Below are 24659 nucleotides of genomic sequence, written 5' to 3' on the forward strand. Positions count from 1 at the left end.
CGGACGGGGAGATCTGCGGGATGCCTGCTTCGTAATAGATCTTCGATGCCGGGATGGTGGTGCCGGAGTTCAGGTGACCGATCACGCCGTTGACCTTGGCATCGACCAGCTTCTGTGCTGCAGCCGTGCCCTGCTTCGGGTCAGCCGCGTCGTCTTCCGCCAGCAGTTCGAACTTGACCTTCTTGCCGCCGATGGTCACGCCCTTGGCGTTGAGTTCGTCGATCGCCATGCGGGCGCCGTTTTCGTTGTCTTTGCCCAGGTGAGCGATCGCGCCGGAGATCGGGCCGACGTGGCCGATCTTGACGACTTGTTCCTGTGCCGAAGCTGTGCCTGCGAATGCAAATGCGATTGCGCCAGCCAACGGGATCATTTTTGTATTGAACAGCATGTGTTGTCTCCTAAGGATGTACAGGATGAAGGTACTACTAGCTTGCCTGGACAGCGCAATGCGTCCAGGCGAAGGTCGCTGGCCTCGCGGCCGGAATGCTTAAGTGCTCATGAAATCACGTAAATGCAACATCAAAAGCCTTGTTTGCAAAGTGGCTCTGCGTGCCGCTTCGCGGCGCTGGAAACATACCGGCAGCGCTGATTTTCAGCCGGTCTAGGGAGAACTGGCGTAAATGGGTGAACACGCTTTGATTTATCGCAATCATCGCCTGCATCACCAGCAGGTCAACGTCATTGGGTACACGATCGGCGGTGTTTCTGCCGCCGGGACGGCAACGCGTTTGCTGGGTAGCAAGGACGCAGCGGAAGACATCTTCAAGCGTGACCAGGCTGGCTTCGCAAGCCAGCATCCAGCGTTCGGGCGCATGCGGATCGGGCCGAAGCAGGCCATCGCGAGCCAGGGCAGTGCAGAGTTTGGTGATTTCTTTTTCTGGGCGGCTGGTCTCTTCTTCGATCTGGGCGATGCTGACGGAACGCGGTGCGCTCGATACCAGTCTGGCGAGAACCTCTGTCACGGCGAAAAAGCGGTCATGCAATTCGCTATTTCCCAGTATGCAGTCTTCTACGGTAACCATCATGTCTCCTTTGTGAGGTCATTCTGCGTAAGCAGGTATCGGTTCGTGGCCGTGCCGGGGTACGCAGGTATTGCTCCGTTGTGATGTGTTTTATTTTTTTCTCCCCCGTTTGGGGAGTCGCTATTTTGTTAAAAGAGCGACTACAACTTGGATGGCAACTTTAGGGATAAACCGCAGCGAATACCATTTCGCTAATTGGCGCGACTTGATACTGCTTGATGCTAAAATAGCGCCAACCAGCATCATAGTTTCCATAAACCAAGGAAATGCCTCCATGTCCACTCTGTCCGCTCCCGCCAAGGCCCCCCACGCCGCCCAGCGCGAATTCAGCGACAACCTGCGCATGCTGTGCACCTACTACCGCTCGGTCGCCGATGTATGCCGGAAGCTTAATGTCAACCGGGCTCAGTTCAACCGCTACCTGAACGGTACCAGCAAGCCGTCCAGCCATACACTGGAGCGTATCTGCGATTTCTTTGGCGTCGAACCGGCCGAAATTTACCTGCCGCGCGAGCATTTTCACCAGATCATCCAGGTTCGCCCAAAGCAGCGCACCGAACGCGCTGTCCACAGCGAACACATCAGCCGCCTGCAGCACCAGACCATCGGCAAGCTCGATAAATATCTTGGCTACTACTACGAGTATTACCACTCAATGAGTGCACCCGGAAAAGTGCTGCGCGGACTGGTTCACATGTTTATCCATGAAGGCGCGATCTACCATGAGCGGCTGGAACGCTTTCCACAGCATGCGAATTTGGACGAGACCTACAAGTGCAAATACATTGGCGGCACGTTTTACCTGAACGACCGCATTTTCCTGGTTGACTATGAATCGCTGACCGGCAACGAAATCGCGCAGACCATCCTCTTCCCGACCTATAAGAACAAGGTGGCTCGCCTATCCGGCCTGATGCTCGGCGTTTCATCGAGCAACCAGCGATCGATAGCCTGCGCGCGGGTAGTATTTGAATACCTCGGCAAGAGCATCGATGTGCGCAAGGCGATGCGGCTGTGTGGCCTGTTCGATCCCAAGCGGGACGACATCGATCCGACCATCCTGAAAGTGATCGACAATTCTCCGCACAAGGACCAGCACCACTTCTACACGATCCCGCTTTAAGGTCTACACTCGCGTCCATGCGCACTCCCTTGCTGACCGACCGCGGCGTCGAACCCTACGAAACCACGTTTGCGGCGATGCGCGCCTTTACCGATGCGCGCGATGCCGAGACGCGGGACGAGCTCTGGCTGGTCGAGCACCCTCCTGTCTACACACTCGGACTGGGCGCCGATCCTTCGCATGTGCTGGATGCGCACGGGATTCCGGTGATCCAGACCGACCGCGGCGGCGAAGTCACCTACCATGGCCCGGGCCAGGTAGTGATCTATCTGCTCATGGATCTGCGGCGCAAACCGGGCGCGCGACTGTTTGCGCGCGAGTTTGTGAACAAGATCGAGCAATCGGTGATCCAGACCTTGCAGGCGTATAATCTTTCGGGTGAACGCAAGCCCGGCGCCCCGGGCATTTACATGGCCGATGGTCCCTGGAAAGGCGCGAAAATCGCCGCCCTGGGCTTGAAGGTCAGGGGCAACGGCTGCACCTATCATGGTGTGTCGCTCAACGTCGCCATGGACCTTGCTCCGTTTTCCTGGATTAATCCCTGTGGCTACGAAGGTCTGGCCACGGTGGATATGCGGACAGTGGGCACCGACGCGCCGCTGCGCGATGTCCAGCTGGCGCTGGCACACAACCTGACCGAACTGCTGACTGCGTAACGACAACTCCAGCTCTAGCCCTCGTCATTGCGGCATGGCCAAAATGACAACTGAACAAGCGATCTGCACGATGACCACTGAAAAAGAAGCTCTCGCCTCCTCCGCCTACAACCCAAGTGAAAAGCAGAAAGGCGCCGGCAAGACCGCTCGCATCCCGATCAAGATCATTCCTGCCGAGAAGCTGGCCAAGCCGGACTGGATTCGCGTCAAGGCGGCGTCGCCGACTACCCGCTTCTATGAAATCAAAGACATCCTGCGCGCCAACAACCTGGTCACCGTCTGTGAAGAAGCCAGCTGCCCCAACATCGGCGAATGTTTCGGCAAGGGCACCGCGACCTTCATGATCATGGGCGACAAATGCACCCGCCGCTGCCCGTTCTGCGATGTCGGCCATGGCCGTCCGGATCCGCTTGATCCGAACGAACCGGAAAACCTGGCCAAGACCATTGCCGCGCTCAAGCTGAGCTATGTTGTCATTACCTCGGTCGATCGTGACGATTTGCGCGATGGCGGAGCGGGTCACTTCACCGACTGTATCCGCCGTGTCCGTGAATTGTCTCCACAGACACGCATTGAAATTCTCACACCTGATTTCCGGGGCCGGATGGACCGTGCGCTGGAAATTTTGAAGGCGGCGCCGCCCGATGTGATGAACCATAACCTCGAAACCGTGCCGCGCCTCTACAAGGAGGCCCGCCCCGGTTCCGACTATGCATACTCGCTGAACCTGCTCAAGCGCTTCAAGGAATTACACCCGGAAACACCGACCAAGTCCGGCATCATGGTTGGCCTGGGTGAGACCGATGAAGAAATCCTGCAAGTGATGCGTGACCTGCGCGCGCACAATGTCGACATGCTGACCATCGGCCAGTATCTGATGCCGTCTGGCGATCATTTACCGGTACGCCGCTATGTGCACCCCGACACCTTCAAAATGTTCGAGGACGAGGCTTACAAGATGGGTTTCGTGCATGCCGCGGTCGGCGCCATGGTGCGCAGCTCCTACCATGCGGACCAGCAGGCGCACGGCGCAGGGGTCGTCTGACATTGTCAAGCTCGCAGCGGCGTTGATGGATGCGCCGCTGCACCTTATCTCCTTCCAGCCAAGTGTCACCTTCCTGCTACATGTCTATTGGGGCATCGTTCGCCTTTGAGGTGAATTAAGGCTGCTGCCACCTGCTGCCGGGACAATACGTGGCACGATGCTGGCAACACTGATGTACCCGTGCGCTGGCGCGTACTGGTGCAACTTCCCACGCGGCCGAAGACCGTCTCCTGTCCAGAAATGCGCCGGACGCCTGCGTGGCGCCATCCGGTGCAATTGCAGAATCAGTTACAAATCCGCATGAACTTCCCATTGGCGCCTTTGCCATATTGGTATCTATGATTGAATGGTCTGAAATTACACGCTTCGGCGACGTCACTATCACCTGCTTCGCGGCACTTGCGATCGCGGCGTGGCTGCTTGCCGAAAATGAAAACCGGCTTGCGCTGTGCTGGAGCCTGTTGTTTGCTACCGGTATGGCAGTGGTCGTGGCAACCAAGATGGCTTTTATCGGCTGGGGTATCGGCATTCGCGCAATCGATTTCACCGGATTCAGCGGGCATGCAATGCGTTCCACCGCAGTCATGCCCGTGCTGTTTTATTTGATGCTGGAAAAAGCGCCGCGGTCAGTGCGCGGAATCGGCGCACTGTTCGGTCTGATATTCGGCATAGTGGTGGGGATCTCGCGCCTCGCTGTTCATGCGCATTCGGTGTCTGAAGTGATCGCCGGCTGGATGCTGGGGGCGGCAGTGAGCGTCAGCTTCATCTGGGTTGCGGGGAGTACGCTGCGCAACCAGGTATTTAATCCCTTGCGTGTCATGGTCAGCATGCTTGCACTGCTGACCGCGCCCTATGTCCATCCGGCGCCAACCCAGCAATGGCTGACAAAAATCACCTTGTTCGTGTCAGGCCATGACAAGGCGTTTCCCCGTCGCGACTGGCAACACTTGAGGCCACGTATCGAATTCGGACGTCCGTTACCGGCATCTACTACTTTACCTGCGCCTACGCCGTCCAGCGCAGCTACTTCGCTGTAGGCAGTGCGATAGCATTCAACGCCACACCAATAAAAAAGCGCCCGACGGGCGCTTTTTTATTGGTGTGGCGACTGCTGTGAAACTCAGGCAGCCAGCGCTTTCTCCAGCAATTGATGCAAGGCGGCGAAATCCGGCTCGCCGACATAGCGCTTGATAATGTTGCCGTTCTTGTCGATCACATAGGTGGTCGGTGTAAGTTTGACGTCATCGAACGACCGGGCTACGTCACCTTTCGTATCGAGCGCGACGCGAAATGGCAGGCTTCGCGTCTGCGCATAATTGAGCACATAGTTGGGGGGATCGTAGCTCATTGCCACCGCAATAAAATCCAGACCCTTGTCCTTGAACTTGTTATAGGTCTGCACCATTTCCGGCATCTCCTTGACGCAGGTCGTGCAGCTGGTCGCCCAGAAATTGACCATCACCACCTTGCCACGCAGACTTTGCAACGTTACCTGTTCGCCGTTGATGCCGTTGAACGTTACATCCGGCGCCGCTTTCTTGTTGGAAAGAGAAAAATAACCGACCGCTGCGATGACAGCGATGATTACAAACCCCAGCACCTTGATCCAGGTGCGATTGCGTTGCTTGGAATGTTCTGCGGCTTGCATGGATATGGTCCAGATAACGAATGACGAGTAACGACAGGAGAATAAGGTGATTATAGTCCGCGGTAGCAAACGCCGCCGGTTACCGGATCAAGGGCGGATGTAAACGTAGCCCTCTTTCGCCTGCAATCTTGCCAGTTCCACTACGCCGGCAGTCACCAGTTTTGTCTCCGGTACCAGTTGCGAAGGTGAGACATCATGTGCTGTGAGCGTATTGCCACATACCTTGAATTCAACGCCTTGGGCAGCGAGTGCCGTAATAGCAGAATCAAAAGGCTTGCCATTACGCTCCCTGGCGCCGGCCAGCAAAAAGCGAATGCCATCACCATTGGCGACCACGACGATCCTGGTATCGGGCTCTGCGCGCAAATGGTTGCGGATGTTTGCCATGGCGCGGGATGCCTGGTCGATGCCGTCAGCAAGGTGATAGACCACCTTCACTGGTTCCGCGGCAAATGCGGGCAGACCGCGTCCGAGTGTCAGGGCGGGCAGCAAGACGGCGATGGATGTCAGAATGGTGCGTCGCTTCATGATGGTCGGCGAAGATGAGAGTGTTGGAATAGTGGAATGTTTGTTTGGCGAAATTTTTTTGAACGCAGTCCGGTTCTGGCGTAGCCGAATGATAATCCGGCTGGCGGAAACCTGCCTCGGCAACGGGAAGTCCATGGCCTGGCTAGCTCTCGCCAGAGCGTTAACTGGGCTTGAACTGTGCCGCGCTCGCCTCAGCCAAGCGGCAACACCGTATCGTGACGCTCGCGGATTTCGGCGATCGGCAATGGGAAGGCAGGTGTAAAAGCAAATACCACCGCAATGACTGAGCGCGGAAACAACCCCCGGGATTCGTTGTACTGCTCGACGCTTTCATTATAGGTGTGCCGTGCGAACGCGATGCCGCTTTCCACGGCGCGCAGGTTTTCGAGGATGGACATCGCTGCGCCATTGTCAACCGCAGCGCCTTCATTCCATGCCTCCAGCATGTGGCCTAGCACCCGCGCAAACTCGCCCTCGGTCAGCGCCATACGCTGCATCGCACTTTTATCGTTCATATTGGCCACTGCTGCGGTGTTGGCTTCAAGCGCACGGTTGCGTGCACCAACCACAGCTTCAAGAAGCTCTCGCTGCTGCTTCATCGCACCGTTGGCTGCCTCCACCAGTGCCGGCGCCAGGTCGTAACGTCGCTTCAGGCAAACATCCAGCGCCCTGAAGGCTTGCCCCACCCGGCGGCGCAGGCTACCCAGGCGGCGGTACGCCCCCACTCCCCAGAACAGTAGCAGCAATGCCAATACGCCTGCGGCGATCCATGCTGTCATTGTCTTCCTCAAAACAAAAGGCCGCAGATCGGTATGATCTGCGGCCCAATATAGCATTGCGAATGCCGGGTACCCGGCGGTTTTACAATTATTTGCCGTTCTGCGTGTCAGCCGAATTGCTCAACTGGCGCAGATCGTCTTCGGAGATGTATTCAAATACCTTGACGACCTTTTGCACGCCATTGACGCCACGCGCCACTTCTGCCGCCAGCTGGCCTTCACGCTGGGTGACACGGCCCATGAGATAGACCACGCCGCGCTCGGTGACAACCTTGATCGAGTTAGCCGACAGGTCACGCGCATCGACGAACGCCGCCTTCACCTTGCCGGTAATGAGAGAATCGTTGGAGCGCGAGGTGAAGCTGGAGATGCCGGCGATTTCAAGATCGTTGACGATGGATTGCACGCCTTCGATAGCGCCAACTTCGCGCTCTACCGCGGCCTTCATCGCCTCGTCACGGACTTCTCCGGTGAGCAGCACCTTGCGATTAAAACTGGTGACGTTGACATGGCCGGCATTGCCGACCACGCTGGGTACGCGTGTTTCACCCTTGAAAACGATGGCCTTGTCTTCGGTTTGTGCGCCAAAGGTACGGCGATCGGTAGCCGACAGTGTGCCGACAACCGCGCTTCCGACTGCCATTTCAACGCAGCCCTGCAGGCTGGTAACGACAACACCGCACAGTACTGCTGCGGCCAACGGACGTGTAATACGCGTCCACTTATTCATGCAGATCCTCCCCAAATAACGCGACATCAATGCCGTCGCAAATACAATGAATCGTGAGCAGATGCACTTCCTGAATGCGTGCCGTACGGTCGTGCGGTACGCAGATATGGACATCGGCTTCGGTCAGGCGCTTGCCGATGGTGCCGCCGCCCTTGCCTGTCAGCGCCACGATGCGCATATCGCGTTCAAGTGCGGCATCGACGGCCGCCAGCACATTGGCCGAGTTCCCCGACGTCGACATGGCCAGCAAGATATCGCCGGCCTGGCCGAATGCCTGTACCTGCTTGCTGAAAATGTCGTTGAAGCTGTAATCATTTCCTACTGCGGTCATGATCGAGGTGTCGGTGGTGAGAGCCAGCGCCGGCAGGGGCAAGCGCTCACGTTCGAATCGGCCGACCAGTTCAGCAGCGAAATGCTGGCAATCGGCAGCCGAGCCGCCATTCCCGCAGGCAAGTATCTTGTTGCCATTAGACAAGGCTGTGAACATGAGTTCCACAGCTTGCGAAATCGGCTCCGCCAGTTCTGCAGCGGCACGTGTTTTGAGTTCGGCACTTTCCTGGAAGTGCGCCTGGATGCGTTGGTTCATCATGATGCTGGGGATTATAGTGCACACGCGCCGGATGAATCGCGCAGACAACAAATTGATGCAAAGTATTGGTTATGGCTCGGCTTACCAGAGCTATGACTGAATTGCATTGGTGATCCAGGATAGCTGGTCGCCATCGATTGCAATGACGTCGAAACGGCATGCGGGCGGCGTACGGTAACGTTGCAGAAACAATTGGGCCGCAAGGATCAGCCGGGCTTGCTTGCGGGCGGTGACGCTGGCTGCTGCTCCGCCGAAAGCACTGCTGCCACGCTTGCGAACCTCTACGAATACCAGTCCGGATCGATCTTGCATCACAAGATCGATCTCGCCGCCTTTGCAGCGAAAATTGCGTTGCAGCAGCGACAGTCCTTGTCGCTGCAAATATTGCAATGCGAGGTCTTCGCCGATTGCGCCATCACGTTGCTGCGCGGTGCGGGCACGGCCAAAAGAAGGTAACAATCCCATTATTCAATGACATCCGGGATGGGTGTCACGCTACCGTCCCGATACACAGCACGCTGTGCAACACGATCGATATGTGCCGTGTTGCCATCAAATTGAACGATCAGTTTGCCGGTGACGCCATCGATTTGGAATTGATCGTTCTGCAAGGCCAGCTCGCGGGCAACACGATACGCGTCGATGCCAAGCGCATAAAAACGCTCCATGTCGGCTGTACGTCTCTGATCAGCCGCAACAACGAGGCGGGGATAGACCATCACGGCGGGATGATCCGGCTCCAATTGCCATGGCATATCAAGCAGTCGCGTGCCGTCCATGTCCGGTGCGCGTTCGTTTGCCATGCGATCGGTCAGAGTATAAGGATTGATTTGCGAGGTGCCGTACATCGTCACGGCGTTACCCATGACGGCATGCACCTGTCGCGCCTGACGTGCGTCGAGTGCCGCGAACAGGATGATGGGACGGTCCGGCGGCACGTCTTTCTTGAGTTGCAGCAGCGACCGGCCATTGAGAAAACCATCATTGGACGGCAGCTCGATCAGTTGCACGTCCTTGCCGTTCTTTTGCCATTGTGCTTCGAAAGCGCTTGCTGCGCGGCGCTGCCACGCGGTGCCGGTATGCAGCACAATCGCTGTCGCACCGGGGTTGTCCCGAGCGGCCCAAGTGGCGACTTGTCTGGCTTCGTCCTCAATTGACAAGCCCATCACCAGCATTTGGGGTGGCAGAGTAACGGGCGCGTCCGAAGCTGATTCCGGCTGGGCCAATGCAATGGTGGGTTTGAGGATGCTGCCGCTTTGTGCAACAGCTGCGACACCGGTCCGCGTAAGTGGACCGACGACGATATCGTTCATCGTTGCTGCTTCCTGATAGCGTGTCAGAACATCCTGTGGCGCTTCGCCGCTATCCACCACGCTGACTTCTACTCCTTCGGGTTCGCGCTCGTAGGCGGCTTGTACGCCTGCGCGCACGGCTTCGGCAATCGGGCCAAGCACCTGCGATTGCAGCGGCAGCAGCAATCCGATACGTACCTGGCGAGGTGCAATGTAGACAGGCGCTTCACGGGGAATGGACAAATCGGTTTGTGCAATGATTAGCGGCTTGCCGGTTACGGGCACGGGTGTCGCAAGTAATGCCGCTTCTGCAACGGTTGTGTTTGCCGCCAAGGGCAGGCAGAATCCACTCAATACTGCGATCAATACACCTGCTCTCGCCATTTGGCTCAACATTCGCACTCCCTTATGACTTCGTCTGCATTTGATCTGCCGCCGCTTTCCCCGGTGCTGCAAGAGGTGGCGCAACAAGCCTATCCCTTGTCGACATTATATGTGGTGGCTACTCCCATCGGAAACGTCGGCGATATTACGTTGCGGGCAGTCAATGTGCTTGCGATGGCCGACGCAGTCGCCTGCGAGGATACCCGCAATACCGCACATCTGCTGACACGCTATGGCTTGTCGAAAGAATTGATTGCAGCGCATGAGCACAATGAACGGGAAGCCGCCGACAAATTGATCGCACGACTGCAGGCGGGCCAAAGGATTGCGCTGGTTTCTGACGCCGGAACACCTGCCGTATCCGATCCCGGTGCGCGTATCGTTGATGCGGTACGTGCCGCAGGCTTGCGGGTGATGCCCCTGCCTGGCGCTTCGGCCGCCGTGTCCGCGCTGTCGGCCAGCGGCTTGGTGAATGACCGTTTTTATTTCGCAGGTTTTCTTCCAACCAAGGGAAAGCAGCGCGAAGGCGTCTTGCAAGATTTGCTCGCGGTACGCGCCACGCTGGTGTTTTATGAAGCGCCGCATCGTATTGTCGATGCGGTCGCCGCACTTGCGGCGGTATTCGGGCCAACGCGGCAAATCGTGTTTGCGCGTGAGCTAACCAAGCTTTTCGAAGAACTGCATCGCTGCCCCCTGAGTGAGGCGTCGGCCTGGGTCGCTGCGGATCCGAATCGGGAAAAAGGCGAATACGTGATACTCGTCGAAGGCGCCGCGGCCGACGCTAATAACGACGACGCGGATACAGAACGCATCCTCGGCATTCTGCTCGCCGAATTGCCTCTCAAACAAGCGGCTGCGTTAGCCGCGCAGATTACCGGCAGAAAAAAGAACGCACTTTACGAGCGTGCGCTGCAACTGAAAGGCGAAGCCTGACCCGTCCTGGTTTCGTCGGCTCGTCGCCTTCAATATTTCAGTAACTTAGAGCGCCTATAAAAATGACGATGGCAAGGCGCGCCGACGAAGACAGTACAGATGTACGGCTAGGAGTAGCAACGCGGCAAGCGGCATTTTTATAGGTGCTCTTAGCCTAGTGCTTCATCGTTGCACGATCATTGCCCGTATACCCCGCTCCTGCAGCTGTGTGGCAGCGATGGCCGCGTCCGCCCTGGTGGCAAACGGGCCGCTGAACAAGCGATGGAATGTGCCGAATTCCACGACTTCGATCGCGGCGAGTGTGCCGGCATGCTCCTTCATCAGGCGGTTGCGCACCGCTTCCGCATTGGCAGCCTGTCCATACGCGCCTAGCTGGAGGTAGTAGCCGGAACCGGCGTTCGCAACCGGTGAAACGACGATTGTCGGCTTGATACTGGTTGAATCGGCTTGCGGGGAAACCGGGACCGTGTCGGGCAAGGCAAATGTGGTCGTGTCGCTGGTGAATGCAATCGGTTTGGCTTCTACTGCGGCGGATGCCGGGGCAGGTGCGGATGCAAGCTCCACGGCGGCACGCGACTGAACCGGCTGCGGAGAGGCAGCCGTAACCGGTGGGGCGGGTTTCGCGGCAGCGAGCTGCGTATCCTTCGCTGCGTTGTTGATGCGCGCAATTTCGTCTGGCAGCAGGCGCTCGACCTCGAGCTGAGAACTGCCACTGCTCAGATAGCCAAGCTTGAGTGCGGCAGTGTACGAGAGGTCAATGATGCGGCCCGAGTGGAAAGGCCCGCGGTCGTTGACACGGACTATGACTTGCTTGCCGTTGGTTAGATTGGTTACGCGCACATAAGAAGGAATCGGCAGCGTCGGGTGTGCAGCCGTCATTTTGTACATATCGTAGAGTTCGCCGGACGAGGTCTTCTGCCCATGGAACTTCTTGCCATACCAGCTACCCACGCCACGCTGCTTGAATGGTTTGTCGTGGGTAATCGGGGTGTAAGTCTTGCCGAACACGACGTAAGGCCGGCTGTTTCTGGCGTAATACGGCTCGACGCGGGGCTCTGCATCCGGTGTATCAAGCAAGCCTTCCGGCGGCGCATCACCGGGACCATCATCCTTGTAGTAGCCTCCGCGGCCGGAGCCTGCTGGCGGCAATGCCGGCAAGTTTGACGCCGTCTTCGGTACGGTTGATACCGGAGCAGGACGTGAGGCGGTCTCTGCAGGCGGATTTACTGGCACGCTGTTACAGCCGATCATGGCCATTGGCGGTAGAACTGCGACGAGCAACCGAACAATGCATTGATAGCGATGAGCATAAGCGCGCAATGACATTGCGTCCTCCCTGTTTCTTTGATAACGATGGAAGGCGCCGACGCGTTGGGCAGCCCGCCAAATTGGCAACAGTGTGCCTTGGCAAGACGTTTGCCGCAAGGATAGAGTTTTTAGAAATTGTAAAATGACTATGCCGGCCACACGGGCCGGCATAGAGCGGAGGATAGGTTGCCGAAAAGGCTCTAGCTTCGGTGAGGCTTGATCAGCTTTGCACGAGCTTGCGATGCCGCTGGATGCTCATCAGGATACCCATGCCCAGGCCGAGCGTCACGAATGCCGTGCCGCCGTAGCTCATGAATGGCAGCGGTACGCCGACCACCGGCAGGATGCCGCTGACCATGCCCATGTTGACGAAGGCATAGGTAAAGAAAATCATCGTGATCGCACCTGCCATCAGGCGGCTGAACACCGTCGGCGCATTGGCTGCGATGAACAGGCCGCGTGCGATCAGCATCAGGTAGAGCACGAGCAGCACGCAATTCCCAATCAATCCGAATTCTTCGGAAAACACAGCGAACAGGAAGTCGCTGGTACGCTCCGGTATGAATTCCAGATGGGCTTGCGTGCCGCTGCGCCAGCCTTTTCCGGCGATGCCCCCGGAACCGATGGCGATCATCGATTGGATGATGTGAAAGCCCTTGCCCAGCGGATCGGTGGTGGGATCGATCAGGGTCATCACTCGCTGGCGCTGATAGTCGTGCAGCATGGACCACACCACCGGGAGGCTGGCCATGCCCGCAACCGCGAGCCCGAACATGATTTTCCACGACAGGCCTGCGAGGAAGATGACATAGAAGCCGGCAGCCATTACCAGCGTTGCCGTTCCCAGATCGGGCTGCTTCATGATCAATACTGCCGGAATCGCCAGCAGCACCGCGGCAAGCGCGAACTCCTGCCAGCGCAGCGCGCCCTCGCGCTTCTGGAAAAACCAGGCCAGCATGAGCGGCACGGCGATCTTCATGATTTCGGACGGCTGAATGACGACGCCGACATTGACCCAGCGGCGCGCGCCCTTCTTGACGATGCCGAAAACCGCCACCGCAATCAGCAGGGCGATGCCGACGGTATAGAGCGGCACGGCAAAGCGCATCAATAGCTGCGGCGGCACGCAGGCGGCAATCCACATCACCACGAAGGCGATGATGGTATTGCGCATGTGGTCCTCGAAGCGCCCCGGCGCATCCATGCCGGCCGAGAACATGGCGAAGCAGCTGACCGAGAGAATCAGGAACAGCGTGAGCGTCAGCGGCACATCGAACACCGTGATGTAGCGCTTGATGATGGGCCAGACCGCTGGCCGTTCATTACTGAATTGCATGGTCGCCATTAGTGCGCGTGCTCCTTGGCTGCCGCCGAAACGGGAATGACTGCGGCCGGCGCATTGCTGCGAACCGACTGGTCGGGCCTGGCTTGCGGCCGGGCGGGTTGATGTGTTGACGGCGACGACGCCGCAGCATCGTTCAGGACCGGCGCGGTCTTGTCAGGTGCCGGTTGGGGGCGCTTGCCGAGCAGGTGATAATCGAGCACGATGCGCGCGATCGGCGCTGCCGCCTGCGCACCGAAGCCCGCGTTCTCGACAATCACGGCCAGGGCGATGGTCGGATTGTCGGCAGGTGCGAAGGTCATGTACCAGGAATGGTCGCGATGGTGCTCCGCCATTTTCTTCGCATCGTACTTTTCATTCTTCTTGATGCCGATCGCCTGCGCCGTCCCCGTCTTGCCGGCCGAGACATACTGCGCCCCGGCAAACACGCGCGACGAGGTTCCTTCACGCGTTACACCCACCAGTGCCTTCTTGATGAAGTCGATGTTTTCCTGCTTGAGCTTGATCTGCGCACTTTCGCCGTTGACCACCGGCACCTGTTCCTTGGTCACGCTGTTTTCAATGGTCTTGACCAGATGCGGCCTCATCACGATGCCGTTGTTGGCCAGTGTTGCCGTGGCATGCGCAAGCTGCAGCGGCGTGAAGGCGTTGTAACCCTGTCCGATGCCGATCGAAATGGTTTCGCCGGCATACCATTTCTGCTGTTCGGGACGCTTGTAGGCTGCCCGCTTCCAAGCGGTGGATGGCAGGGTGCCGGTGCGCTCGTTCTCGAGGTCGATGCCGGTCAGGCGGCCGAAACCGAAAGGCTTCATGAAGTCATGGATGGTATCCACGCCGAGATCGTTGGCGAGAGTGTAATAGTAGGTATTGCATGACTGGACGATCGACTTGTACATGTCGACCACGCCATGGCCATCCACCTTGTCATCGCGGAACTTGTGATTGCCGAACCAGAAATAACCAGGATCGGAAATCGCGTTGGCCGGAGTGCGCTTGCCCGTCTCCAGCGCCGCCAGCGCCATGAACGGCTTGTAGGTCGAGCCCGGCGGATAGGTGCCGATTAGCGGACGGTTCAGCAGGGGGCGGTCTAAGGATGTGTTCAACTCGTCCCAGCTCAGCTGGTCGATGCCGTCGACGAACAGGTTGGGATCGTAGGTCGGCTTGGAGACATAGGCGAGCACGTCGCCGGTTGAGGGCTCGATCGCCACCAACGCGCCGCGGCGGTCGCCGAAGGCTTCCTCGACGATCTTCTGCAATTCGATGTCGACCGACAGGACCAGGTTACTGCCCGGCGTGGCCGGGGTGCGCGAGAGCGTGCGCACGGCGCGGCCGCCGGCCGAGACTTCGACCTCTTCATAGCCGGTGACGCCATGCAGGACCTTTTCGTATTTCTTTTCGACGCCTTCCTTGCCGATATAGTCGGTCCCCATGTAATTGGCGGCATCCTCCGAGTCGGCGATCTTTTCCGCGTCGCGCAGGTTGATGCGGCCGATGTAGCCGATGACGTGCGAGGCTGTCTCGCCGAGCGGATACTGGCGGAACAGGCGCGCCTGGATCTCGACGCCGGGAAAACGGTAGCGTTGCGCGGTGAAGCGGGCGACTTCCTCGTCGGTCAGGCGCGTGCGGATCGGCACGCTTTCGAAGTTTTTCGCTTCTTCCTGTAATCTGCGGAAGCGGCGGCGGTCCTTGGGCTGGATGTCGACCAGCGTGGACAGATCGTTGATCACCGTGTCGAGAGGTTCGCTCAGCTTGGACGGCGTGATTTCAAGCGTGTACGCGGAGAAATTGCGCGCCAGGACCACGCCGTTGCGGTCGAGGATCAGGCCACGGTTGGGCACGACCGGCACGACCGAGATACGGTTCTCTTCCGCCTGCGCCTGATAATGATTATGCCGCACCACCTGCAGCCAGACGAAGCGCGAGACCAGCAGGCCAAAACAGATCAGCACGAATACGCCGGCGACCGACAGCCGCAAGCGAAACAGGTGGACTTCACGTTCAGTGTTTTTGAATTCGGTCATGTTCCATCTTGCGCAAACGCCATCATGCAGTCTGCACCATCACACTTGCCTCTATTACATGCATCGCCGGCGGCGACGCGGCGAGGACGACGCCCGCGAGAGCGCCTATTGCATTCAATGTTCGGGACGAGCAGCCAGGACTGATCGCACGTCATATCGGACGGGTGTCGTCGCGATTGATCGCCCGGCGCTGCGGCGCCAGGAGAATGGCCGATACGACGGGCCATAATGCAGCGGCGACCAAGCTCTCCAGGAAATACATCCATCCAGGAAACCTTCCACTGACCAGCATGCGGATCACAAGTTGCACCGCCTGCATAAATAAAAGCAGGGGCAGCACATGCGCAGCCTGTGTTCCCATCTTGAACCACAGCACACGGCGATGGATCATGATTGAAAAATAAGACAGCAGGGTGTAGGACAAGGCATTCTCGCCGAGCAGCGTAGCGTCATGCACGTCCATCAACAAGCCCATCATGAAGGCAATGCCGATACCGACCTTGCGCGGCTGATGGATGCTCCAGAACACCAGCACCAGCGCGACGAAATCCGGCACGCCGACCCAGTGCCCCCAGGGCAGCAGGTTCAGCAGAAAGGCCAATGCGATGCTGGCGGCGATAAACAGCGGGTTGGCCGGCAACAGGATGTAATGCGGACTGTTCATGGCGTTGCCCTTTGCGGCGGACCGTCGGTATTGGTCTGGGTATTAGGCGTCGGTGCCGTCCGGTTTGCGGGAGCGGGGACGGTAGCGGTGGCAGCCCTTCCCGGCGTGACCGCGCGTGGCGCTGTTGCTGATGTTGACGGTGCCGCCGTTGTCGGCTTCGCATCCGCCGCTGCGGGCGTCGCTCTCGATGTCGCTGCTGCAGCACCCGCTGCGCCATTCGGCGGGGTCGCCGCGGCGGGCCGGTTCGCCGGCGTTGCGGCAGGTGTTGCTGCGCCAGCAGGCGCCGGCTGATTCGGTGCAGGCTTGGTCGCAGCGCCCGGAGCGACAGCTTGCGCATTGCCCGATGCCGGCTTGGCGGACGCCGATGCTGTCGCATTTTGCTGCGTAGCTGCCGGAGCCGTCGCCGCATTTTGGCCGGCGGGTTTGGCAACGTCTTTCGTGGCATCGGCGGGAGCCTGCTGTTCCTTGGCGGCTTCGCCATGGCGCTTGCCAGCCTTAGCCTTCTCTTTCGGATTGTCCGGCTCCGGACGCGGCGGTAGATTTTCCTCCGTCAGCAGTATCAGCAGCTGGCGGTTGCGGTCGACGCCTGCGATCGGCAGGCAGACGATGCGGGCAAACGCATCGGAAGACTTGCTCTCGACCTGCACCACCTTGGCGACCGCGAGTCCGGCCGGATAAATGCCGTCGATGCCGGAGGTGACCAGCACATCGCCGTTCTTGATGTCGGCGTTGACCGGCATGAAACGCAGATCCAGCGAACCGGAATGGCCTTGGCCGTAGACGATGCTGCGCAAGCCGGTGCGCACCACCTGCACCGGGATGGCCTGCTCCTTGTCGGTCAGCAGCGTGACTTCCGACGTGAACGGGAATACCCGCGTCACTTGCCCGACCACACCGATATCGTCGATCACCGGCTGCCCGGGACGCACGCCGTTGCGGCTGCCACGGTCGAGTATGACCTTGCGAGTGAAGGCGTCGCGCGCATCGTAGAGGATTTCGCTCAGCACCGACTTGACCGGCAGGCGCTCGCTCGCGTCGAGCAGTTTGCGCAACTGCGCATTCTCGGCCTCCAATTGCTGCACCTGCTGCAGCGTCTGGGCATTGGCGACCTGCTCCTGCTTGAGCTTGTCGTTTTCGCGCTGCACCGAAGATAGCGTCGAGAAATAGTCGCCGACCATGTAGATCGCGTCGCGCGGCAGCAGCGCCACGACCTGCAGTGGATACAGGCCGGTGCCGACCAGTTGGCGAATGGTGCCCATGGTGCGCAGGCGCGCATCGGCAATCAGCAGGACCAGAGCAATCAGGGAGAAGAACACCACTTTGACGCGTGCGGAAGCGCCTTGCTTGAAGAGTGGCGGTGGACTGTATTCCATCAGGGGCTAACTATATTTCCGGGAATGTGACTGGGATGTCGTTCCACCGGACGCGCCCACGAATGCTCGGTGGGCGCGACGCAATGCATAAGTTACTCGTAGGAGAAGATGGAGCCCAGCTTGTCCATGCGCTCGAGCGCCATGCCCGAACCACGCACCACGCAGGTCAGCGGGTCTTCGGCGACGATCACTGGCAGGCCGGTTTCTTCCATCAGCAGGCGATCGAGGTCGCGCAGCAGCGCGCCGCCACCGGTCAGCATCATGCCTTTTTCAGCGATGTCTGCACCGAGTTCCGGCGGGGTCTGCTCAAGCGCGTTCTTGACTGCAGACACGATGTTGTTGAGCGGATCGGTCAGCGCTTCGAGGATCTCGTTGCTGGAAATGGTGAAGGAGCGCGGAATGCCTTCGGACAGGTTGCGACCCTTGACTTCCATTTCCTTGACTTCGGAACCCGGGAAGGCGGAACCGATTTCCTTCTTGATCGCTTCGGCGGTCTGCTCGCCGATCAGCATGCCGTAGTTGCGGCGGATGTAATTGACGATCGCTTCATCGAACTTGTCGCCGCCGACGCGGACCGAACCCTTGTACACCATGCCGCCCAGCGAGATGATGCCGACTTCGGTCGTACCGCCGCCGATATCGACCACCATCGAACCGGTCGCATCGGAAACGGGCAAACCGGCGCCGATAGCGGCAGCCATCGGCTCTTCGATCAGGTAAACCTGGGAGGCGCCGGCGCCGAGTGCGGATTCGCGGATCGCGCGGCGCTCGACCTGGGTGGAGCCACAGGGAACGCAGATGATGATGCGCGGCGAAGGCTTGAACAGTTTGGAGTCGTGGACCATGCGGATGAATTGCTTGAGCATCTGCTCGGTCACGGTGAAGTCGGCAATCACCCCGTCTTTCATCGGGCGGATGGCTTCAATGTTGCCCGGCACCTTACCCAGCATCTGCTTGGCTTCCTTGCCGACTGCCTGGATGGTCTTTTTGCCATTGGGGCCACCCTGCTGACGAATCGCCACGACCGACGGCTCGTCCAGTACGATACCCATGTTACGCACGTAGATCAGCGTGTTGGCTGTACCCAGATCGATTGCCAGGTCGTTAGAGAAATAACTGCGTAAAAATCCAAACATGTATTGTCCTGATGCGCAATAAAGGCGCGCTTAACATTGGTGGTGAAATTCCGGGTACCCTTTGCGCTTTGCTGCGCCGCGTCGACAAGGTATTAACCCGTCATTCTACCTTATAATTTAACCGAAATTAGTCACGGGAAACTCCAAAAATGCAGTATGGATACACCCTTTATCCGGCCTTTTGACAAGTTTTTGCCAGAACTAAAACACATTTTGCTTTCTTGATGTTTTCCTGAAAATACCAGCCGACAACGGCTAGTTCCAACTACACAATCATGTCACTCGACCTCAACGACGTTAAACGCCTGGCCCGCCTCGCGCAACTCGACCTGGATGAATCCCAGGCTGGCAAAACCCTCGACAAGCTTAACGGCATTTTCGCGCTTGTCGAGCAAATGCGCGCGGTCGACACCAGCGGCGTCGAACCCCTGAACCATCCGATCGCTGCCCACCAGAGCGATGTGGCCCTGCGACTGCGCGAAGATACCGTATCCGAGCCGAATCGCCGAGACGACTACCAGCAGGTCGCACCGGCAACACAGGACGGCCTCTACCTTGTGCCTAAAGTCATCGAATAACCATTTGCCGGACCACTGCCGGTTCCGATCGAACCGGCCGCCCAACCTATGCATACCAAGACTCTAAAAGAACTCTCCGCGCTGCTGCAGGCAAAACAGGTTTCCGCGACTGAACTGTCGAAGCTGTTCCTCGACCGCATCAAGCAAAGCGACCTCAACGCCTTCATTCATGTCGATGAAACACTGACACTGCAACAGGCTGCCGACGCCGATGCCCGTATTGCAAAAAACGATACGACGCCCCTGACCGGCATACCCATCGCCCACAAGGACATTTTTGTCACACGCGGCTGGCGTTCGACCGCCGGCTCGAAGATGCTCTCAAATTACGTCAGCCCCTTCGATGCAACTGTCGTCGATCAGTTCCGTACGGCAGGTATGGTCACGCTTGGAAAATTGAATTGTGATGAATTCGCCATGGGTTCTTCCAACGAGAATTCTTTCTTCGGCTCGGTGAAAAACCCTTGGGACAAGAAGGCCATTCCGGGTGGTTCGTCCGGCGGTTCGGCTGCAGCAATCGCAGCAAGACTCGCGCCGGCAGCCACCGCCACGGATACCGGTGGCTCGATTCGCCAGCCGGCATCGCTGTGCGGCGTCACCGGCATCAAGCCTACATATGGCCGCGTCTCACGCTTTGGCATGATCGCTTTTGCATCGTCGCTGGACCAAGGTGGTCCGATGGCGCAGACCGCGGAAGATTGCGGACTGCTGCTCAATGCCATGGCCGGCTTCGATCCGCGCGACTCGACCAGTCTAGACAGGCCCACGGAAGACTTCACACGTGATCTGAACAACAAGTTGCAAGGCCTGAAGATCGGCATTCCGCGTGAGTATTTCGGCAAAGGCCTGGCGCCGGATGTCGAACAGGCAGTCCGCGCCGCACTGGCAGAGTATGAAAAGCTGGGTGCGACGCTGGTTGACATTTCGCTGCCTAAGACCGAGTTGTCGATCCCCGTGTATTACGTGATCGCGCCCGCCGAAGCCTCGTCCAACCTCAGCCGTTTCGATGGCGTGCGTTATGGTCATCGTGCCAAGGAGTACAAGGACTTGGGCGACATGTATCGCAAATCGCGCGCGGAAGGTTTCGGCGATGAAGTCAAGCGCCGTATCCTGGTCGGCGCGTATGTGCTGTCGCACGGCTATTACGATGCGTATTATCTGCAGGCCCAAAAGATCCGCCGCTTGATTGCGCAGGATTTTCAGAATGCCTTCAAGCAGTGCGACGTAATCATGGGGCCGGTTTCCCCAACCGTGGCATGGGATCTGGGTGACAAAGCGGATGATCCGGTTGCCAACTATCTGGCCGATATCTTTACGCTGTCGACCAGCCTGGCCGGTTTGCCTGGCATGTCGATTCCTTGCGGTTTCGGCCAGGGGGACAAGAATGGCAAGCGCCCGGTCGGCCTGCAGATCATCGGCAATTATTTTGAAGAAGCGAAACTGCTAAACGTCGCACACCAGTACCAGCTGGCGACCGACTGGCATCAGCGGACTCCGGAAGGCATATAACCATGACGCCGCCCATCCTTGTTCTCGCCCTCACCCTGTCCGTCACCTCGGCCAGCGCGCTGGCGCAGCAGCTGGATGCGCGGTTCTCGTGTAGCAATGCACGCACGGAAGCAGGCGAAAAGACCATCTATGCCGACAGCGGCGAGTTCCGCCTGAACGGCTCGAAGATCGAAGCCTTGCGCTGGGAATCATCGCTGTTTCGCAGCACGCACGGCTTTGATTGCAGTATCGATCAGAGCGACGGTCCGTTGGCGGAAGCCAGGGAAGAAGGATCGACTGCCTCCTGGCGCATCAGTTTGAAGGACGCGCCGGCTGCACGTTTCCAGCGAGGTTTCGATTTCGGTCGTCGCCCAAACTGCACGATACGCCTGGAGCGCGATGGCGATACGCTCAACGTCAAGCCGACCTGTCCGGCACTTTGCGGTTCACGCGAGAATTTCACCGAGTTCTCGGTCGACCTGAAGACCGGGCAATGCCGGTATGAAGAATAATCAGCAACCTGCCATTCATGCTTGTGCGATGACGCTGGCGGGAAGCAGGCAACAATGAGGACAACACCATGCAATGGGAAGTCGTAATCGGTCTTGAGACGCACGCGCAGCTCTCGACCCAATCCAAAATTTTCAGCGGCTCGCCGACACGTTTCGGTGCGGAGCCTAACACGCAGGCTTCACCGGTAGACCTGGCCTTGCCCGGCGTGCTGCCCGTGATGAACAAGGGTGCAGTCGAACGCGCGATCCAATTTGGCCTCGCCATCGGTGCCAAGATCGCGCCGCAGTCCATCTTCGCTCGCAAAAATTATTTCTATCCTGACCTGCCAAAGGGTTATCAGATCAGCCAGTATGAAATTCCCGTGGTCCAGGGCGGAACCATTTCCTTCGTGCTCGAAAAAGACGGCAAGGCGGAAATGCGTACCGTGCAACTCACGCGCGCGCACCTCGAAGAAGATGCCGGCAAGTCGCTGCACGAGGATTACCATGGCATGACAGGCATCGACCTCAACCGCGCTGGCACACCGCTGCTGGAAATCGTGACCGAGCCTGACATGCGCAGCGCCGGAGAGGCGGTCGCCTATGCGAAGGCCTTGCATTCGCTGGTGGTCTGGCTTGGCATCTGTGACGGCAACATGCAGGAAGGCTCTTTCCGTTGCGACGCCAACGTGTCGGTACGTCCGATGGGACAGAAAGAATACGGTACACGCTGCGAAATCAAGAACCTGAACTCTTTCCGTTTTCTTGAAGAAGCGATCAACTTCGAAGTGCGTCGCCAGATCGAATTAATCGAAGACGGGGGCAAGGTCGTGCAGGAAACGCGCCTCTACGACCCTGATCGCAAGGAAACACGTTCGATGCGCAGCAAGGAAGACGCGCAGGATTACCGCTACTTCCCCGATCCCGACCTACCACCATTAGTCATTGCGCAAGACTGGATCGAGCGGGTGAAAGCCACCATGCCGGAACTGCCGGGCGCAATGCGTGAGCGTTTTATCAGGGACTATGCACTGCCCGAGTACGACGCCGCAGTGCTGACACAATCCAAGGCGATGGCGTCGTATTTCGAAGCGGTCGTCACCAGGGCCGGCAAGGAACAAGCCAAGCCTGCCGCCAACTGGCTGATGGGCGATGTCTCCTCGACCTTGAACCGCGAAGGCGTCGAGATCGCCGAAGCACCGGTGAAGGCCGAACAACTTGCATTGCTGTTGCAGCGCATCGCCGACGGCACGATTTCCAACAAGATCGCCAAGGAAGTGTTCGCCGGCATGTGGGATGCGAAGTCCGACAAGACGACGATCGCCGACGACATCATTGAATCGAAGGGGCTGAAACAGATCTCCGACAGCGGTGCGCTGGAAAAGATTGTCGATGAGGTGCTGGCGGCCAATGCCAAGTCGGTGGAAGAGTACCGCTCCGGCAAGGAGAAGGCCTTCAATGCCATTATTGGCCAGGCGATGAAAGCCACCAAGGGCAAGGCCAATCCCGCGCAATTGACAGAGTTGCTGAAGCAGAAACTGGCTGGTTGATAGTGATGTTGGTGTTGATGGCGGGATGCTTCATCCCGCTATTCAAGGTTCAACGGCTTGGCCGTCACGCCTGACAATTCACGAAACCGCTTCAAGGTATCGTCATAACGCGCACTCACCTGAGTGCGCTCCCCTTCCGCTTCCTCAAGCTGCTTTCTTGCTGCGATCACGCTTTGTGCCGCGTCGTCCAGCTTGCGTTTTACATGAGCGGGAAGTTGCCGGTTTTTCTTTTGTACGGCATCGGCTTCGGCTTGTGCTTCCGCCTGCTGCTTTTCGGCTTCCGTGAGAGAGCTCTTTTCCCTGCGAATTTTTTCCTCGATGGGAGCCGTTGCGCGTCCTCTTGCCATCTCGATATCGGTTTCGCTGCGATAGCGCGTCTTGATCGCCAGGTCGATACGGCTGCGCTCCGCAGCGACGATGTCATCAGCCTTGCGTTGCTCTTCCTGCTCTTTAAGCTTGCGTTTCTGTTCGGCGGTCGGCGGTGGCTCGATTACACGCCGGGTGTTGCCGCGCCCATCAAGCACCCGGATGGGCCGGTCAGCGCATTCAGAGATGGGGCGATCTGACGTCAGCGTGCGTCCGCCGGCATCCTTGCATACAAAAATCTGCGCCCATGAGGCTGTATGAAAGGCCAATAGCGAAAGCATCAAGGTTACAGCGACTGCGGGCTTCATCGCACCCCCCGGGAATGCGAATGCGGCGGTTTACACGACTCCGTACCGGCTACGGTAGGCGGCGACCGCGTCTTTGTACTGGGCCAGGTCCTGATTTGCACCGGCCTGGGAAATATACTCCAACAAATCGGCAAGGTTGCCAATAGAAATCACCGGCATGCCATAGGTTTTCGTGACTTCCTGCACAGCCGAATGCTCGGACAGTGCACCGTCCTTGCCCGAACGTTCCATCCGGTCCAGCGCGATCAGGACCGCGCAGGGCGTTGCGCCGGATGTGCGGATCATCTCGACTGACTCCCGCACCGAGGTGCCGGCGGAAATGACGTCATCGATGATAACTACCCTGCCCTGGAGTTTCGCGCCGACGATGGTACCGCCCTCGCCATGGTCCTTGGCTTCCTTGCGGTTGTAGGCAAACGGCACATTGCGGCCCTTGTTCGCCAGCGCGACCGATGTCGCCGCCGCCAATGTAATGCCCTTGTAGGCCGGGCCGAACAGCATGTCGAATTCAACGCCTGAATCGATCAGGGTCTGCGCATAGAAATCGGCCAGCTTGCCAAGTGTGGCACCTTCATTGAACAGTCCGGCATTGAAGAAATAGGGGGAATTCCGCCCAGCCTTGGTAACAAAATCACCAAAGCGCAGCACGCCGGTGGAGACAGAGAAAGCGATGAATTCCTGACGTAGATTGCTCAAGATGGTCCTCGATAAGAAACGGATGTAGTGGCAGGGTCGGGCCGGATCGCATGCATGCATGTATGCGTGCGGTGGCCGGCAAAGCCGACATTCTAAGTCCTAAGGCGGAAGTGTCATACAGTGGCGCGGAGACTTTTGCGTTCGCTGACGTGCATGTTGACTTTGACGCCAGACCGGGAAAGTACTTGCATGAAGCGAAAGCGGGGAAGTGCTTGTGCCCGGATGAAATGTTGATGTATTGTTAACATATCTGTTTGACAATACTCTCCATGCCTCCTCCGCCTGCCCGCTTATCCGCCCCTGCCTCTCCCGACTTCGTGCTGCGCGAACTCCTCGACAAGTACCACCGGGCCAGCGATTCCGTTAAGGCCCAGATCCACCACCGCATCGGCCACTACACCCACCAGGTTTCCGATGCCTATGACGACCTGGCCAGGCGCGTCGCTACCCTGCCCGGCGTCCACCATGGCGCCTGTGTCCGGTCCGCCTTTGCCGCCAGCACCCCGCGCGCCGCTGACATGATCCGCGAAGCGCTGCCGGCATTTGATGCCTCCACGCTCGCCCAGGCTGCATTGCGCAGCATGCAGGCGATTGCCGAGGAAGTGGCGA

Annotated in this window: 28 protein-coding genes; 10 read left to right on the plus strand and 18 right to left on the minus strand. The window is 58.5% G+C overall.

Features of this window, described 5'->3' with window-relative positions; all coding sequences use genetic code 11:
• The 3 genes from ACFQUU_RS27410 to ACFQUU_RS27420 all read right to left on the minus strand — a co-directional run.
• The coding region (locus tag ACFQUU_RS27410; protein WP_382251586.1) for an ABC transporter substrate-binding protein at positions 1 to 388 on the minus strand (388 nt) is incomplete at its 3' end.
• Between the two features lie 115 nt (positions 389 to 503).
• Positions 504 to 1025 carry an Rrf2 family transcriptional regulator gene (locus ACFQUU_RS27415; RefSeq protein ID WP_382251588.1) on the minus strand — a complete coding sequence of 174 codons (522 nt, stop codon included), beginning with the start codon at positions 1023 to 1025 and terminating at the stop codon, positions 504 to 506.
• Between the two features lie 117 nt (positions 1026 to 1142).
• Entirely contained in the window at positions 1143 to 1298 is a 156-nt protein-coding gene (locus ACFQUU_RS27420; protein WP_382251590.1) for a hypothetical protein, read from the minus strand.
• On the opposite strand from ACFQUU_RS27420, the gene ACFQUU_RS27425 reads away from it, so the two are divergent.
• The 4 genes from ACFQUU_RS27425 (at position 1297) to ACFQUU_RS27440 (ending at position 4883) form a co-directional block, all read left to right on the plus strand.
• A complete protein-coding gene (locus ACFQUU_RS27425; protein WP_382251593.1) occupies positions 1297 to 2145 on the plus strand; it encodes a helix-turn-helix domain-containing protein in 849 nt (282 codons plus the stop codon). The genes ACFQUU_RS27420 and ACFQUU_RS27425 overlap by 2 nt on opposite strands.
• A gap of 17 nt (positions 2146 to 2162) precedes the next feature.
• A complete protein-coding gene (gene lipB, locus ACFQUU_RS27430) occupies positions 2163 to 2801 on the plus strand; it encodes a lipoyl(octanoyl) transferase LipB (protein WP_382251596.1) in 639 nt (212 codons plus the stop codon).
• 43 nt (positions 2802 to 2844) lie between these two features.
• Entirely contained in the window at positions 2845 to 3846 is a 1002-nt protein-coding gene (lipA, locus tag ACFQUU_RS27435) for a lipoyl synthase (protein WP_382251599.1), read from the plus strand.
• A 338-nt stretch (positions 3847 to 4184) separates the two neighbouring features.
• Entirely contained in the window at positions 4185 to 4883 is a 699-nt protein-coding gene (locus ACFQUU_RS27440; protein WP_382251602.1) for a phosphatase PAP2 family protein, read from the plus strand.
• A gap of 83 nt (positions 4884 to 4966) precedes the next feature.
• Here ACFQUU_RS27440 and ACFQUU_RS27445 read toward each other — a convergent pair whose 3' ends face one another.
• The 7 genes from ACFQUU_RS27445 to ACFQUU_RS27475 all read right to left on the minus strand — a co-directional run bounded on the left by ACFQUU_RS27445 (position 4967) and on the right by ACFQUU_RS27475 (position 9808).
• On the minus strand, positions 4967 to 5494 hold the full coding sequence (locus tag ACFQUU_RS27445; protein WP_382251605.1) for a peroxiredoxin family protein: 528 nt from the start codon (positions 5492 to 5494) through the stop codon (positions 4967 to 4969).
• A gap of 87 nt (positions 5495 to 5581) precedes the next feature.
• Positions 5582 to 6022, minus strand: a complete 441-nt coding sequence (locus ACFQUU_RS27450) for a DsrE family protein (RefSeq protein ID WP_382251608.1) — start codon at positions 6020 to 6022, stop codon at positions 5582 to 5584.
• Positions 6023 to 6213: 191 nt separating this feature from the next.
• Positions 6214 to 6801, minus strand: coding sequence for a LemA family protein (locus tag ACFQUU_RS27455; RefSeq protein ID WP_382251611.1), 588 nt, complete (start codon positions 6799 to 6801; stop codon positions 6214 to 6216).
• Between the two features lie 88 nt (positions 6802 to 6889).
• Positions 6890 to 7531, minus strand: a complete 642-nt coding sequence (locus ACFQUU_RS27460) for a BON domain-containing protein (protein WP_382251614.1) — start codon at positions 7529 to 7531, stop codon at positions 6890 to 6892.
• Positions 7524 to 8120 (minus strand): phosphoheptose isomerase, encoded by a 597-nt coding sequence (locus tag ACFQUU_RS27465; RefSeq protein WP_382251617.1) that lies wholly within the window; start codon positions 8118 to 8120, stop codon positions 7524 to 7526. The genes ACFQUU_RS27460 and ACFQUU_RS27465 overlap by 8 nt, the downstream gene beginning before the upstream one ends.
• A 90-nt stretch (positions 8121 to 8210) precedes the next feature.
• Complete coding sequence (locus tag ACFQUU_RS27470) at positions 8211 to 8585, minus strand: YraN family protein (RefSeq protein WP_382251618.1); 375 nt, start codon at positions 8583 to 8585, stop codon at positions 8211 to 8213.
• A complete protein-coding gene (locus tag ACFQUU_RS27475; RefSeq protein WP_382251621.1) occupies positions 8585 to 9808 on the minus strand; it encodes a penicillin-binding protein activator in 1224 nt (407 codons plus the stop codon). Before ACFQUU_RS27475 ends, ACFQUU_RS27470 begins: the two co-directional genes overlap by 1 nt.
• Positions 9809 to 9820: 12 nt before the next feature.
• Here ACFQUU_RS27475 and rsmI point away from each other — a divergent pair, with 12 nt between their 5' ends.
• Positions 9821 to 10729, plus strand: a complete 909-nt coding sequence (gene rsmI / locus ACFQUU_RS27480; RefSeq protein ID WP_382251623.1) for a 16S rRNA (cytidine(1402)-2'-O)-methyltransferase — start codon at positions 9821 to 9823, stop codon at positions 10727 to 10729.
• A gap of 162 nt (positions 10730 to 10891) precedes the next feature.
• Here the strand turns inward: rsmI and ACFQUU_RS27485 are convergent, their stop codons facing one another.
• From ACFQUU_RS27485 to ACFQUU_RS27510, 6 genes are all read right to left on the minus strand, one after another.
• On the minus strand, positions 10892 to 12055 hold the full coding sequence (locus tag ACFQUU_RS27485) for a septal ring lytic transglycosylase RlpA family protein (protein WP_382251626.1): 1164 nt from the start codon (positions 12053 to 12055) through the stop codon (positions 10892 to 10894).
• A gap of 202 nt (positions 12056 to 12257) precedes the next feature.
• Complete coding sequence (rodA, locus tag ACFQUU_RS27490) at positions 12258 to 13382, minus strand: rod shape-determining protein RodA (protein WP_382251629.1); 1125 nt, start codon at positions 13380 to 13382, stop codon at positions 12258 to 12260.
• On the minus strand, positions 13382 to 15400 hold the full coding sequence (gene mrdA, locus ACFQUU_RS27495; RefSeq protein ID WP_382251632.1) for a penicillin-binding protein 2: 2019 nt from the start codon (positions 15398 to 15400) through the stop codon (positions 13382 to 13384). Before mrdA ends, rodA begins: the two co-directional genes overlap by 1 nt.
• A gap of 151 nt (positions 15401 to 15551) precedes the next feature.
• Positions 15552 to 16064 (minus strand): rod shape-determining protein MreD, encoded by a 513-nt coding sequence (mreD, locus tag ACFQUU_RS27500; protein ID WP_382251634.1) that lies wholly within the window; start codon positions 16062 to 16064, stop codon positions 15552 to 15554.
• Positions 16061 to 17437: a rod shape-determining protein MreC gene (gene mreC, locus ACFQUU_RS27505; protein WP_382251636.1), complete on the minus strand. Its 1377-nt coding sequence runs from the start codon at positions 17435 to 17437 to the stop codon at positions 16061 to 16063. The genes mreD and mreC overlap by 4 nt, the downstream gene beginning before the upstream one ends.
• A 92-nt stretch (positions 17438 to 17529) precedes the next feature.
• Positions 17530 to 18573, minus strand: a complete 1044-nt coding sequence (locus tag ACFQUU_RS27510; protein ID WP_057290805.1) for a rod shape-determining protein — start codon at positions 18571 to 18573, stop codon at positions 17530 to 17532.
• A 275-nt stretch (positions 18574 to 18848) separates the two neighbouring features.
• On the opposite strand from ACFQUU_RS27510, the gene gatC reads away from it, so the two are divergent.
• From gatC to gatB, 4 genes are all read left to right on the plus strand, one after another.
• Positions 18849 to 19151: an Asp-tRNA(Asn)/Glu-tRNA(Gln) amidotransferase subunit GatC gene (gene gatC, locus ACFQUU_RS27515; RefSeq protein ID WP_382251640.1), complete on the plus strand. Its 303-nt coding sequence runs from the start codon at positions 18849 to 18851 to the stop codon at positions 19149 to 19151.
• Positions 19152 to 19199: 48 nt separating this feature from the next.
• Entirely contained in the window at positions 19200 to 20660 is a 1461-nt protein-coding gene (gene gatA / locus ACFQUU_RS27520) for an Asp-tRNA(Asn)/Glu-tRNA(Gln) amidotransferase subunit GatA (protein WP_382251642.1), read from the plus strand.
• A 2-nt stretch (positions 20661 to 20662) separates the two neighbouring features.
• Positions 20663 to 21151 (plus strand): hypothetical protein, encoded by a 489-nt coding sequence (locus tag ACFQUU_RS27525; protein ID WP_382251644.1) that lies wholly within the window; start codon positions 20663 to 20665, stop codon positions 21149 to 21151.
• 68 nt (positions 21152 to 21219) lie between these two features.
• The gene (gene gatB, locus ACFQUU_RS27530) at positions 21220 to 22680 is read left to right on the plus strand and encodes an Asp-tRNA(Asn)/Glu-tRNA(Gln) amidotransferase subunit GatB (protein ID WP_382251646.1); all 1461 of its coding nucleotides are present in this window, start codon (positions 21220 to 21222) and stop codon (positions 22678 to 22680) included.
• Positions 22681 to 22718: 38 nt separating this feature from the next.
• On the opposite strand, the gene ACFQUU_RS27535 is transcribed toward gatB, so the two are convergent.
• Together ACFQUU_RS27535 and pyrE are read right to left on the minus strand one after the other, a co-directional pair.
• Positions 22719 to 23354: a DUF4124 domain-containing protein gene (locus ACFQUU_RS27535; RefSeq protein WP_382251649.1), complete on the minus strand. Its 636-nt coding sequence runs from the start codon at positions 23352 to 23354 to the stop codon at positions 22719 to 22721.
• Between the two features lie 30 nt (positions 23355 to 23384).
• Positions 23385 to 24050 carry an orotate phosphoribosyltransferase gene (gene pyrE / locus ACFQUU_RS27540; protein WP_382251651.1) on the minus strand — a complete coding sequence of 222 codons (666 nt, stop codon included), beginning with the start codon at positions 24048 to 24050 and terminating at the stop codon, positions 23385 to 23387.
• A gap of 317 nt (positions 24051 to 24367) precedes the next feature.
• Here pyrE and ACFQUU_RS27545 point away from each other — a divergent pair.
• Positions 24368 to 24659: hypothetical protein (locus tag ACFQUU_RS27545; RefSeq protein ID WP_382251653.1), on the plus strand; the 292-nt coding region annotated here is incomplete at its 3' end.

The sequence above is a fragment of the Herbaspirillum sp. GCM10030257 genome, from assembly GCF_042666555.1.
Classification (GTDB): domain Bacteria; phylum Pseudomonadota; class Gammaproteobacteria; order Burkholderiales; family Burkholderiaceae_D; genus Noviherbaspirillum.